This is a genomic window from Pseudomonas sp. Hz4, from assembly GCF_054898165.1.
The window spans coordinates 3,643,123-3,656,169 of the sequence record NZ_CM142719.1; the positions used below are offsets into that span (position 1 = coordinate 3,643,123).

The following is a 13,047-nucleotide window of genomic DNA, read 5'->3' on the forward strand; positions in this document are numbered from 1 at the left end:
TTTCACGCAGGACTGACGTGATGACCGAGCCCTTCCTCAGCTTAGCCGAACTCAAACGTGCCGCCGCCTCCGGCGAGATCGATACCGTGCTGGTGTGCATGGTCGATATGCAGGGGCGACTGGTCGGCAAGCGATTCCAGGTCGAGTTTTTCATCGACAGCGGCCACGAAGAAACCCACTGCTGCAATTACCTGCTGGCCGACGACATCGACATGGAGCCGGTACCAGGTTACGCCGCGGCCAGCTGGAGCAAAGGCTATGGCGACTTTGTGCTCAAACCCGACATGGCCACGTTGCGACGGGTGCCCTGGCTTGAATGCACGGCGCTGGTGCTTTGCGATGTGCTCGATCATCACCATCGGCGCGACCTGCCACACAGCCCGCGGGCGATCCTGAAAAAGCAGATCGAGCGACTGCGCGAGCGCGGTTACACCGGCATGTTCGCCTCGGAACTGGAGTTCTACCTGTTCGACGAGAGCTACGAGGCCATCCACGAGCGTAACTACCACAAGCCGAAGACGGCCGGTCACTACATCGAGGACTACAACATCCTGCAGACCACCCGCGAGGAACCGGTGCTGCGGGCGATTCGCAAACATCTGCAGGCCTGCGGCATTCCCGTGGAAAACTCCAAGGGTGAATGGGGCCCGGGCCAGGAAGAAATCAACATCCGCTATGCCGATGCCCTGACCATGGCCGACCACCACGTCATCATCAAGCACGCCTGCAAAGAGATCGCGCAACTGCAGGGCAAGGCGATCACGTTCATGGCCAAGTGGCGCTATGACGCCGCCGGTTCCAGCAGCCACATCCACAATTCGCTGTGGGACAAGAGCGCCAAAAAGCCGCTGTTCTTCGACCCCAAGGCGGAATTTGGCATGTCGAAATTGATGCGCTCCTGGGTGGCCGGGCAGCTCAAATACGCCAACGACATCACCTGTTTTCTCGCGCCCTACATCAATTCGTACAAGCGCTTTCAGGCCGGCACCTTTGCACCGACCCGGGCGGTGTGGAGTCGGGACAACCGCACCGCAGGCTTTCGGTTATGCGCAGAAGGCAGCAAAGCCATCCGCATTGAATGTCGCATCGGCGGCGCCGACCTCAACCCTTACCTGGCCTTCGCCGCCTTGATCGCTGCGGGACTGGCCGGAATCGACGAGAAGCTCACCCTCGCGCCGCCCTTCGAGGGCGATGCCTACGTCGATGAGCATTTGCCTGAAGTCTCGAAGACGCTGCGCGAAGCCAGCGCCTCGCTCCAGGCCTCGACCATGTTGCGCGAGGCGTTTGGTGATGAAGTGATCGACCACTACGTGCACACCGCCGAATGGGAGCAGAAAGAGTACGACCGGCGGATCACCGACTGGGAACTGCAGCGCGGTTTTGAGCGCTATTGAGACCACCATGACCTCGACCATTCAACTCATCTCACCGGTCGATGGCCGGGTCTACGCCGAACGCCGCTGCGCCGATGCTGCGCAGATTGACCAGGCGCTGGCGGCTGCCGACGCTGCCCAGGCGCAATGGAAACGCCGGCCACTGAGCGAACGTGCCGCCTTTTGCAGCGCCGCGGTGGATGCGATGCTGGCCATGAAGGCCGATATCGTGCCGGAACTGGCGTGGCAAATGGGCCGTCCGGTGCGCTTTGGCGCTGGCGAACTGCGCGGGTTCGAAGAGCGTGCCCGCCATATGATCGCCATTGCGCCTGAAGCGCTGGCAGCGCTTGAACCCACACCCGTCGCCGGTCTTCGACGCTGTATCAAACGCGAGCCGCTGGGTACGGTATTGGTCGTCGCACCCTGGAACTACCCCTACCTGACGGCAGTGAATACGATCATCCCGGCGCTGATGGCCGGCAACAGTGTCATCCTCAAACACGCGTCGCAAACGCTGCTGGTCGGTGAACGGTTCGCCGAGGCATTTCGCCGTGCCAATCTGCCCGAAGGATTGTTCCAAAACCTGCTGCTGAGTCATCTCCATACCGCGATGATCATTGCCTCAGGACGGGTGCAGCAGGTGAACTTCACCGGCTCGGTCGAAGCCGGCAAGACCATGGAACACGCTGCTGTCGGAGGTTTCCTCGGCGTGGGCCTGGAGCTGGGTGGCAAAGACCCGGCCTACGTCCGGGCAGACGCCAACCTCGAACATGCGGTAGAAAATCTGGTGGATGGCAGTTTCTTCAATTCCGGGCAGAGCTGCTGCGCCATCGAGCGTATCTATGTCGATAGCAAAATTTACCCGGCCTTTATCGAGCGCTTCGTTTCTTTGACCCGCCAATACGTGCTTGGTAATCCGCTGGACGAAGCCACCACACTGGGTCCCCTGGTCACACCCACCGCCGCTGATTTCGTGCGCGGTCAGATCGCCGAAGCACTGACACAGGGCGCTCGAGCGCTGATCGACCCAAAGGATTTTCCTGCCGATGCGCCGGGCAGCGCCTACCTCGCGCCGCAGGTGTTAGTGGATGTCACCCATCAAATGTCGGTGATGCGTGAGGAAAGTTTCGGTCCGGTGGTCGGCATCATGTCGGTGGCCAGCGACGACGAAGCCATCACCTTGATGAACGACAGTGAGTTCGGGCTCAGCGCTTCCATCTGGACGCAAGACCTTGCCGCCGCCGAACGCCTGGGCAACGAGATCGACACCGGCACCGTCTTCATGAACCGCTGCGATTACCTCGACCCGGCCCTGGCCTGGACAGGGGTGAAGAACAGCGGGCGCGGCGTCACGCTGTCGCGCCTGGGCTATGACAACCTGACCCGAGCGAAATCCTTCCATTTGCGCCACGAGATCTGAGCCATGAGCCTGACCGCGAACTGGAACTACCCCACCAGCATCCGCTTCGGTGTTGGCCGCATTGCCGAGCTCGCCGAGATCTGCCGCAGCCAAGGGATCCAGCGACCGTTGCTGGTCACCGACAGTGGCCTGGCGCGTGCACCGATCACCACGGCGGCGCTGGACGCCTTGCGCGCCGCCGGCCTTGGCGTCGCGCTGTTTTGCGATCTTAAACCCAACCCGGTCGAAGCCAATCTGGCAGGCGGACTCGAGGCCTGGCGCGCCGGAAAACACGATGGCGTGGTCGCCTTCGGCGGTGGCAGCGGCCTGGACATGGGCAAGCTCATCGCCTTCATGAGTGGCCAGACCCGCCCGGTCTGGGACTTCGAAGACATCGGCGACTACTGGACACGCGCCGACGAAGGCAGCATCGCACCGATCATTGCGGTGCCGACCACGGCGGGTACCGGCTCCGAGGTGGGTCGTGCGGCGGTGATCATCGATGAGCGTACGCACACCAAACGCATCATCTTCCACCCGAAAATGATGCCGCGCGTGGTCATCAGCGACCCGGCCCTCACCGTCGGCATGCCGGCAAAGGTCACCGCGGGCACCGGCATGGATGCGTTCGCGCATTGCCTTGAATCCTATTGCGCCCCAGGCTTTCATCCCATGGCCGAAGGCATTGCGGTGGAAGGCATGCGCCTGGTCGCCAATGCCCTGGTGCGAGCCGTACACACACCCTCGGACCTTGAGGCGCGAGCGGAAATGCTCGCGGCGGCCGCGATGGGCGCTACCGCCTTTCAGAAAGGTCTGGGCGGGATGCACGCCCTCTCACATCCGGTGGGCGCCCTGTACGACACCCATCACGGCATGACCAATGCCACGTTCATGCCCTATGTCCTGAAATTCAATCGCCCGGCCATCGAGGAACGCATCACCCGCCTCGCGGCTTATTTGCGTCTGCCCTCTCCCGGCTTCGACAGTTTTCTGGCCTTCGTCCTCAAGTTGCGCAAGGACATCGGCGTGCCGCACACGCTGTTTGAGCTGGGGGTGGATGATCGGCAGGCCGACCTGATCGCGGACATGGCGGTTGTCGACCCTTGCGCTGGCGGCAACCCGCTGCCATTGACCCGAAATGGCGCGGCAGAAATTTTCGACGCGGCGTACCACGGCCGTCTATAGAGCAGTTGTCTGTCCATGGCCAAGGTGCGAACTCGCAGCATGGACGGAGTTTATCGGTAAGAAAAAGGAGCAGTACGACAAGGGGTTGAAGGCCAGCCCATCCGGCCACGTACAACCCGGATGGATGCGTATCAAAACCTAAGGGGCACACAACATGAATCCAGCAAGTCAGCCCGGCACAAGCGCGCCGCAAGACGATGACGTCAAGGTGCTGCACAGCATGGGCTATGCCCAGCAGCTGTCGCGACGGATGGGCGTTTTCTCCAACTTTGCCATTTCCTTTTCGATCATCTGCATTCTCTCGGGTGGTATCAATTCACTCGCCCAAGGCACCTCGGGTGCGGGCGGTGCGTCAATCGGCATCGGCTGGCCGATCGGTTGCCTGATCTCCGGGGTTTTCGCCATGGCCATGGCGCAGATTTCCTCGGCGTACCCCACCGCCGGTGGCCTCTATCACTGGGGCTCGATTCTCGGCAACCGCTTTACCGGCTGGCTGACCGCGTGGTTCAACCTGCTGGGGTTGGTCACCGTGCTCGGTGCGATCAACGTCGGTACCTATTACTTCTTTTTCGGCGCCTTCGGACCGGCCTTGGGCATGGAAGACACCACCACGACCCGGGTGATTTTTCTGGCGATCCTGACCGGCCTCCAGGCCTTGTGTAACCACCTGGGTATCGGCCTGACGGCGAAGCTCACCGACTTCTCGGGCTATCTGATTTTCGCCACGGCGCTCGCGCTGACCATCGTGTGCCTGATATCGGCGCCCAGTTATGAGTTCGCCCGGTTATGGACCTTCAGCAACTATTCCGGCGAAGCGGGCGGCAGCGTCTGGCCACAGGTCTCGAACGGCTGGATTTTCATGCTCGGCCTGCTCTTGCCGATCTACACCATCACCGGCTATGACGCCTCCGCGCACACCTCGGAAGAGACCCGCAATGCGGCCATGTCAGTGCCACGTGGCATGGTCATGTCGGTGGTCTGGTCGTTGCTGTTCGGCTGGGTCATGCTCAGCTCGTTTGTACTGATGCTGCCGAGCATGGACGAGGCGGCCAAGCATGGTTGGACCGTGTTTTTCTGGGCGATGGACACTCAGGTGAACCCGACAGTAAAAACGGCGTTGTACGTGGCGATTTTCATCTCGCAGTTTCTCTGCGGGTTGGCGACTGTGACCTCGGTCTCACGCATGATCTTTGCGTTCTCCCGTGACGGCGGCCTGCCCTTCTCCAAAGCACTGGCGTCGGTTTCGCCGACCCGTCGCAGCCCGGTGGCGGCGATCTGGACCGGTGCCACCCTCGCGGTGTTGTTCGTCTGGGGATCGTCGGTGATATCGGTCGGCGAAACGCCGGTCTATACCATCGTGGTGTCCTGCACGGTGATCTTCCTGTTCTTTTCCTTCGTCATCCCCATCGTGCTGGGCCTGTTTACCTACGGGACTTCGAAGTGGCCGACCATGGGGCCATGGAACATGGGACGCTTCTGGTACTCCGTGTTTGCCATCCTCTCAATCCTCTCGATGGTGATCATTTTCATCATCGGCATTCAGCCGCCGAACGATTGGGCGTTGTACATCACCATCGGCTTCCTGGTGCTGACGGCCATCGTCTGGTTCGGTTTTGAAGCCCGCCGCTTCCAGGGGCCGCCGATTGGCGACGTGATCGTCAAGCGCCAGGCTGAGATTGCGGCGGCTGAAGAGGCATTGAATAAACGCGCTGGAAGTTGATTTACAGTCAGCTAATAGATAGAACGAACGATGAGTAACCTGTGGCGAAAGTACTTGCTCCCTCGCCACAGTTGTTCGCCAAGAAACTGCGCGAAAAACGTATCCATTGGGGCTGGACTTAAGTGTTTTCAGGGAATGTAGCGGGACGAACCCAGGCAAGACTTTTCTTTGGACGAAAAAAATGGACCTCTTTTCAGAGATCCATTTTTCAATGCTTGGAGCGGGAAACGAGACTCGAACTCGCGACCCCGACCTTGGCAAGGTCGTGCTCTACCAACTGAGCTATTCCCGCGTCTTGGTGTGGCGCATTCTATAGAATCCAGAATCCTCGTCAACACCTTGATTCAAAAAAGTTTATTTCTTTTCCACATCAGTCTTCAGATGCGGCCAGGCCGCCCGCAAATATTGGACCATGGACCACAACGTCAGGCCCGCGGATATCAGCAACAAGGCATACCCCACCAGCACCCAGAACGTGAAGTCCGACGGATTGGCCAACAGAATCACCAAGGCCAGCATTTGCGCGGCGGTTTTCCATTTACCCAGGTTTGACACGGCGACGTGAGCGCGGGCGCCGAGTTCGGCCATCCATTCGCGAAGTGCCGAGACGACAATCTCGCGACCGATGATCACGGCGGCCGGCAGCGTGAGCCACAGGTTGCCATGTTCTTGCACCAGCAACACCAGCGCAACAGCGACCATCAGTTTGTCAGCAACGGGATCGAGAAAAGCCCCGAACGGCGTGCTTTGTTCCAGTCGGCGGGCCAGATACCCATCGAGCCAGTCTGTCGCGGCAGCAAATGCGAAGACCGAGGCGGACGCCAGGTAGCTCCATTGATAAGGCAGGTAGAACAGTAAAATGAAGATCGGAATGAGCAGGACGCGTAGTACGGTAATCAGATTAGGGATATTCATCGGCACAACTGGCTACGAGGTGAGGGGGCATTCTACTCGCTGTGCAGATTTGCATAAATCAACTCTGCGAGCTTTTTACTGATCCCGGGGGCTTTGGCGATCTCTTCGATGCTGGCACGAGACAGCTCCTGCAATCCACCAAAATGTTTCAACAAATCGCGACGACGGGTCGGCCCGACACCGGCGACGCCCTCTAGTGTAGACGTTCGGCGGGTTTTCCCACGACGTGCGCGGTGCCCGGTAATCGCAAAACGGTGAGCTTCGTCGCGGATCTGCTGGATCAAATGCAGCGCGGGAGAATCGCCGCGCAAGGTAAATTCGTGGGCAGCATCGTTCAGGTACAGGGTTTCGAAACCGGCCTTGCGCGTGGCGCCCTTGGCCACGCCAAGCAGAATCAGGTCAGGCACCGCCAGCTCATTGAGCACGTCGCGGGCCATGGACAACTGTCCCTTGCCACCGTCCACCAGCAGAATGTCCGGTAGCTTGCCCTCCCCGTCCTTCAGTTTGCTGAAGCGTCGAGTCAGGGCCTGGTGCATCGCCGCGTAGTCATCGCCTGGGGTGACGCCTTCAATGTTGTAGCGACGGTAGTCGGACTTGATCGGGCCTTCGGGACCGAACACCACGCAGGATGCCACGGTCGCTTCGCCGCTGGAGTGACTGATGTCGTAACACTCCAGACGCTGGGGTGGCTCGTCCAGGTTCAGCACTTCTGCCAGCGCATCGAAACGTGCGGCAACGTGTTGACGATTGGCCAGGCGTGCACCCAGCGCCTGTTCGGCATTGGTGACCGCCAACTGCTGCCAGCGTGCTCGCGTGCCACGAACCCGATGGCTGATGATCAATTCGCGACCGCGCAACTCTTCGATGGCCGCGATCAGGGTCGGGAAGTCTTCGTGAACCACGTTGACGATCAGTTCGCTCGGCAAGTCGCGTTCTGGACTGGTGATGAAATACTGGCCAAGAAACGCCGCCATGACCTCGGAAACGTCTTCTTCAATACCCACCTGCGGGAAGAAGTTCTTGCTCCCCAGCACCCGCCCGCCGCGCACACTGATCAAATGAACGCAGGCACCACCCGGATTGACAAACGCGGCGATCACATCGACATCGCCGGTCCCGCCTTCCATGCTCTGCTGATCCTGAACTCGGCGCAGTAATGAAATCTGATCGCGCAACTCCGCCGCTCGCTCGAACTCGAGGTTGACCGCTGCCTCTTCCATTCCTGCGGACAACTCATCCGTCAACGCATTGCTGCGCCCCTCAAGGAACATCACCGAGTGCCGCACATCTTCGGCATACACCTCGGGCTCCACCAGCCCGACACAGGGCGCCTTGCAGCGTTTGATCTGGTACTGCAGGCAAGGACGCGTGCGGTTCTTGTAATAGCTGTCTTCGCACTGACGAACGAAAAACGTCTTCTGCAGCAGGCTCAGGCTTTCACGGATCGCACCGGCGCTGGGATAAGGACCGAAATATTTGCCCTTGGCCTTTTTCGCGCCGCGATGAATGCTCAAGCGTGGAAACTGGCCATCCGAGAGAAAGACATAGGGGTAGGATTTGTCGTCGCGCAGCAGGATGTTGTAGGGCGGACGCCACTCCTTGATCAGCGTCTGCTCAAGCAGCAAGGCTTCGGTTTCATTGGCCGTAATCGTCGTTTCGACCTGAGCGATACGTGCCACCAGCGCAGCGGTCTTGGGCGCCAGGCCGGATTTGCGGAAGTAGCTCGACAGACGACTCTTGAGATTCTTGGCCTTACCGACGTAGAGCAGGCGTGCCTCGCTGTCGAACATGCGATACACACCGGGACGCCCACTGACTGTCGACAGAAAGGCGCTGGGATCGAAGGCTTCAGTCATTTTCAGAGGCTGGCATCAACCATGCCGTGACGAACCGCCAACAGCGTCAACTCGACATCGCTGCTGATCGAAAGCTTTTCGAAAATGCGGTAACGGTAGGTATTCACTGTTTTTGGCGACAGGCAGAGCTTGTCGGAAATGATCTGGACTTTCTGACAGCCGACAATCATCAACGCAATCTGGATTTCCCGCTCCGACAACGCGTCGAAAGGCGAATCATTGGTCGGCTGGAAGGATTTGATCGCCAGCTGCTGTGCAATCTGCGGGCTGATGTAGCGTTGCCCGGCGAATACCAGGCGGATGGCCTGGACCATTTCCGGCAGCCCGGCACCCTTGGTCAGATAACCCGCGGCACCCGCCTGCAACAACCTTGTAGGAAACGGATCTTCCTCGCACACGGTGACCGCGACGACTTTGATATCCGGATGGCTGCGCAATAGTTTGCGCGTGGCTTCAAGACCACCGATACCGGGCATCTTGACGTCCATCAGCACCACATCGGGTTTCAACTCACGCGCCTTGAGCAAGGATTCTTCCCCTGACTCAGCCTGGCCGACTACTTGCAGGCCATCGATGTCAGCCAGCATTCGTGTAATGCCTGTACGAACGAGATCATGGTCATCGACTACTAGCACCCTAATCAAGCAGACACCTCGCGATATGGTCTTATTGAGTTGCCGACACCTTAGCAAAAAGCGACTGGCAGACCTAGCGGCAAGCGTCATATAAAAAGTTTCAATACATCTTGAAAGGCTTGTCGTATGCGTGTTTCAGCCAGGCAAGGCATCGATATCGCGCTGCATTCTCAGGAAACACTCGTCCGTACCGACGACCTTCAGGCCCTTTCTTTCATACAACCCTTGCGCGGGGTTGTTTTCAAAAACCGTCAAACGCAATGCCGGGCGCCGCTCCTTACACGCCATGTTGAATACCTGATCGATTGCCCAGGAACCGGCGCCCTGCCCTCGAAACACTTCGATGACATGCAACTCGCGGATGTACAGGGCTTTGGCATCACGACTCAGACTCACGTAGCCCAGCAAGGTCTCGTCGCGCACAATCAACCAGTTCTCGCGCCCTGCCCAGCCCACATCGAAACCTTCGTCCTGCCACAGCAGATCGTGCTGAATGTAATAACGCAGCATGTTTTTGCGGGTCAGGTCACGAGCGAAGTCGAGGTCCCGGAGCGTCGCCGGGCGTAATTCAAATGCCATCAAGCCTCCGCAACACGACCATCAGGTTGCCTGCTGTGTTTTTAGTTTAAGTTCAAAGTGTGTCACAACCTTCGGCGCACTCAAGCGATAGAACACGCCGCCGGTGATCGATAGCATTTTCTGATTGAATCCGCGTACCGGCCTCGAGTAAGCTCGGCGCATTCATCGGAGAAAGTCCATGTTCAACACCCTCTCACCGCTTCACACCGCCAGCGCCCTGCGCTCGGTCGCGGCTGCCCGGGTGAACGACATCTGTGCTTCGGTCAGCTTTTATTTTGGGTATTGGTTTAGCCACTGGCGCGCCTGATACCCACATGGCGCCCACTTTAAACGGGTCGCCACCAGAGAATTCTCAACCCCCGGTCGGCTTCCCGACCGGGGGTTTTGTTTTTTCAGCCCCGCACATTTTTAGCGACAGACCCGACAACCAGAGGATTAAAAAATGAACTACGCCACTTATTACCGTCACGACAGTTTTACCGCCTGGCGATTTAGCAGCCTCCGCTCGGGACAGCCTGCCGCCTCCGATCGGTCACCCACAGGTGGCAAGCACACACACGCAGCCAATCCGGCCAATTGTCGAACACCCCAGTAGGGCCGAGTACGCGGGAACGAACCCGCCGCCAGCCCAGGAAGCCCGAATATGAACTCGTCCGTTTCTGCTCTGCCGCTGTCCACCTTGAGCCCTGCCAATGAAGCGCTGACCTTGCGTCTGCCCAGCTCATTGCAACTCAAACAGCAATTACCACTCAGCAACGCCCTGAGCCAGCAAGTCGCCGCCCACCGCCAAGCGGTTCGCGCGATCCTCAACGGTGAAGACTCCCGTCTGCTGGTCATCGTCGGCCCCTGCTCGATACACGATCCAAAGTCCGCCCTCGAATACGCCGGCAACCTTGCCCGCCTCGCCGCCGAGGTCAGCGGTGAAATGCTGCTGGTGATGCGCGCTTACGTCGAAAAACCTCGCACCACAGTCGGCTGGAAAGGCCTGGCCTACGACCCCCACCTGGATGGCAGCGATGACATGGCAGGCGGATTGACGCTGTCCCGCGAGTTGATGCGCGAGATGCTCCGCTTGGGACTGCCGATTGCCACCGAACTGCTGCAACCGATGGCCGCCGGTTACTTCGAGGACCTGCTGAGCTGGGTCGCCATTGGCGCTCGCACCACCGAGTCGCAGATCCACCGGGAAATGGCCAGCGGCCTGAGCATGCCGGTCGGTTTCAAGAACGGCACCGATGGCGAGGCCGGTGTTGCCAGCGACGCCATGCGCTCCGCCGCCCATCCGCATCGCCATTTCGGTGTCGATAGCCAGGGTCATCCTGCAATCATTCAGACCCCGGGCAATCCCGACACGCACCTGGTATTGCGCGGAGGCCATCACGGGCCGAACTACGACCGCGCGAGTGTCGCCCAGGTGCACAGCGATTTGACCAAACTCAGAATCCCGGCGCGGATCATGGTCGACTGCAGCCATGCCAACAGTGGCAAAGACCCGTTGCGTCAGCCGGCGGTGTTCAACGACGTGCTTGAACAACGCCTGCAGGGTGACCGATCGCTGATCGGCATGATGATCGAGAGCCATCTGTTCGAAGGTTGCCAACCGCTGGGCCCGTCACTGCGTTACGGCGTGTCAGTCACGGACGGCTGCCTTGGCTGGAGCGGGACGGAACAGCTGTTGCGCCAGGCAGCCGACCGCCTCATGGCACAGAGCCGGGATCAACAACCGGCGTGAGCCACACCCTTGTCCAGTCCCAACAGAGGACTGGACGTCGGAATCGAGAAACGATTAGCAGGCAAATGGCGTTCCCGAGGTAGGCCATCGAAGAAAAACGCGCTGTTACAGTTAAAAAGATGTCCAAATATTCCGACCAAGACCTCATCTACTTTCGAACTTTCGTACATTTTCTATTCCGTTTTCATCAGGTTACAGCGGCTTTTTCATACAACGCCGAGCTGCTGGTGTGCTTTAGAGTGAGCCCATCAACACACCTCTGAACGACTGCGAAAAAGGAAAAGAACATGCTACGGAATGCAACTACTCAGTATCCGATCCTGTTGATCCACGGGCTCTTCGGCTTCGATCGCATCGGCAAGATCGAACTCTTTCATGACGTCAAGCAGGCCCTCAGGAGTGCAGGCGCAAGAGTGTTTATCCCGCACTTGTCGGCGACCCATAGCAATGAAGTGCGCGGTGACCAACTCCTGGCGCAGATCGAACGCGTGCTGGAAGGCACCGGTGCGAGCAAAGTCAACTTGATCGGTCACAGTCAAGGCGCACTCGCCGCACGTTATGCGGCGGCGGTCGCACCGGAGGCAATCGCTTCGGTGACTTCCGTCAGTGGACCGAATCACGGCTCGGAGCTGGCTGACTTCTTGCGCAAGGCGCTGACGCCCGGCCGCCTGCCAGAGCAGGTCGCCGAGACGGTTGCCACCTTGTTCGCAGACTTTCTGTCATTGCTCAGTGGCAATCGCCACCTTCCGCAGAACGCCATCGCCGCGCTGAATGCTCTGACCACCGAAGGCGTCGGCACGTTCAACGACAAGTACCCCCAGGGATTGCCAAAAACCTGGGGTGGCAAGGGGCGCGAGCGGGTCGGCGGCGTACGTTATTACTCCTGGAGCGGCACCCTGCAGGGCGACATCTTCGACAAAGGGCTCGATGCCGTGAATCCTCTGCACGGATTTCTCCGCGCCTTTTCCCACTATTTCACCACCGAAGGCGAGCAGAACGACGGGCTGGTTGGCCGCTACAGCTCTCATTTGGGCAAAGTCATTCGTTCCGACTATCCGCTGGATCATCTGGACAGCCTCAGCCAGACCGCCGGCCCGTTGCGCAAGGGCATCGACCCGATTGCCCTGTATGTGCAGCATGCCGAGCGCCTGAGAAATGCCGGCCTATAAAAGGTATGTATACCGGGCTGCGCAGTCTGAACGGAACTTTGAGAAGAAATAGGCCACTGAATCCGGTAGGCTCCGCATTTTATTGAACATTGAAAGGAGTATTTTCCCATGCCTAAAGCCACTGCCCGTCACATCCTCGTTGCCTCGGAAGCCAAGTGCAACGAACTCAAAACCCAGATCGAGGGCGGCGCCGATTTCGCCGAAGTCGCCAAAGCCAACTCCACATGCCCTTCCAGCCGCCAGGGCGGTGATCTGGGTTCGTTCGGTCCAGGCCAAATGGTCAAGGAATTCGACGCCGTAGTCTTCAGCGCACCGCTTAACGTGGTGCAAGGCCCGGTCAAGACCCAGTTCGGTTACCACCTACTGGAAGTGACCAGCCGTCAGGACTGATCAGCCTTCAAGTTTTCTGCACAACGGCCCGCCTTTTGGTGGGCCGTCGTGTTTGGGATACGTGATACGAGTGGCGAGGGACGCGCCGCTAGCG

The 13,047-nt window shown here is 59.2% G+C and carries 12 protein-coding genes and 1 tRNA gene; 8 read left to right on the forward strand and 5 right to left on the reverse strand.

All coding sequences use genetic code 11. The features are described 5' to 3' along the window. Window positions 1–20 precede the first annotated feature (20 nt). From ACYZTR_RS16615 to ACYZTR_RS16630, 4 genes are all read left to right on the forward strand, one after another. The gene (locus tag ACYZTR_RS16615) at window positions 21–1,394 is read left to right on the forward strand and encodes a glutamine synthetase family protein (protein WP_461972583.1); all 1,374 of its coding nucleotides are present in this window, start codon (window positions 21–23) and stop codon (window positions 1,392–1,394) included. A gap of 7 nt (window positions 1,395–1,401) precedes the next feature. Then, complete coding sequence (locus tag ACYZTR_RS16620; RefSeq protein ID WP_461972585.1) at window positions 1,402–2,793, forward strand: aldehyde dehydrogenase family protein; 1,392 nt, start codon at window positions 1,402–1,404, stop codon at window positions 2,791–2,793. 3 nt (window positions 2,794–2,796) lie between these two features. Then, window positions 2,797–3,957: an iron-containing alcohol dehydrogenase gene (locus ACYZTR_RS16625; protein WP_461972587.1), complete on the forward strand. Its 1,161-nt coding sequence runs from the start codon at window positions 2,797–2,799 to the stop codon at window positions 3,955–3,957. A 154-nt stretch (window positions 3,958–4,111) separates the two neighbouring features. Beyond that, entirely contained in the window at window positions 4,112–5,677 is a 1,566-nt protein-coding gene (locus ACYZTR_RS16630; protein ID WP_461972589.1) for an amino acid permease, read from the forward strand. Window positions 5,678–5,893: 216 nt separating this feature from the next. Here ACYZTR_RS16630 and ACYZTR_RS16635 read toward each other — a convergent pair. The 5 genes from ACYZTR_RS16635 to ACYZTR_RS16655 form a co-directional block, all read right to left on the reverse strand. Continuing rightward, window positions 5,894–5,969, reverse strand: a tRNA-Gly gene (locus tag ACYZTR_RS16635). 62 nt (window positions 5,970–6,031) lie between these two features. Beyond that, the gene (gene pgsA, locus ACYZTR_RS16640; RefSeq protein WP_017339130.1) at window positions 6,032–6,592 is read right to left on the reverse strand and encodes a CDP-diacylglycerol--glycerol-3-phosphate 3-phosphatidyltransferase; all 561 of its coding nucleotides are present in this window, start codon (window positions 6,590–6,592) and stop codon (window positions 6,032–6,034) included. A 32-nt stretch (window positions 6,593–6,624) separates the two neighbouring features. Beyond that, window positions 6,625–8,448, reverse strand: coding sequence for an excinuclease ABC subunit UvrC (uvrC, locus tag ACYZTR_RS16645; RefSeq protein WP_461972591.1), 1,824 nt, complete (start codon window positions 8,446–8,448; stop codon window positions 6,625–6,627). Window positions 8,449–8,450: 2 nt separating this feature from the next. After that, entirely contained in the window at window positions 8,451–9,092 is a 642-nt protein-coding gene (gene gacA, locus ACYZTR_RS16650; RefSeq protein WP_008015884.1) for a response regulator transcription factor GacA, read from the reverse strand. A 126-nt stretch (window positions 9,093–9,218) separates the two neighbouring features. Next, window positions 9,219–9,662: a GNAT family N-acetyltransferase gene (locus ACYZTR_RS16655; protein WP_461972592.1), complete on the reverse strand. Its 444-nt coding sequence runs from the start codon at window positions 9,660–9,662 to the stop codon at window positions 9,219–9,221. A 178-nt stretch (window positions 9,663–9,840) separates the two neighbouring features. Here ACYZTR_RS16655 and ACYZTR_RS16660 point away from each other — a divergent pair, with 178 nt between their 5' ends. The 4 genes from ACYZTR_RS16660 (at window position 9,841) to ACYZTR_RS16675 (ending at window position 12,953) form a co-directional block, all read left to right on the forward strand. Then, on the forward strand, window positions 9,841–9,969 hold the full coding sequence (locus tag ACYZTR_RS16660) for a hypothetical protein (RefSeq protein ID WP_461972594.1): 129 nt from the start codon (window positions 9,841–9,843) through the stop codon (window positions 9,967–9,969). A 336-nt stretch (window positions 9,970–10,305) separates the two neighbouring features. Further along, window positions 10,306–11,394, forward strand: coding sequence for a 3-deoxy-7-phosphoheptulonate synthase (locus ACYZTR_RS16665; RefSeq protein WP_461972596.1), 1,089 nt, complete (start codon window positions 10,306–10,308; stop codon window positions 11,392–11,394). Window positions 11,395–11,681: 287 nt separating this feature from the next. After that, window positions 11,682–12,563 (forward strand): lipase family alpha/beta hydrolase, encoded by an 882-nt coding sequence (locus ACYZTR_RS16670; RefSeq protein WP_461972598.1) that lies wholly within the window; start codon window positions 11,682–11,684, stop codon window positions 12,561–12,563. Between the two features lie 108 nt (window positions 12,564–12,671). Further along, on the forward strand, window positions 12,672–12,953 hold the full coding sequence (locus tag ACYZTR_RS16675) for a peptidylprolyl isomerase (RefSeq protein WP_461972600.1): 282 nt from the start codon (window positions 12,672–12,674) through the stop codon (window positions 12,951–12,953). Window positions 12,954–13,047: the final 94 nt, after the last annotated feature.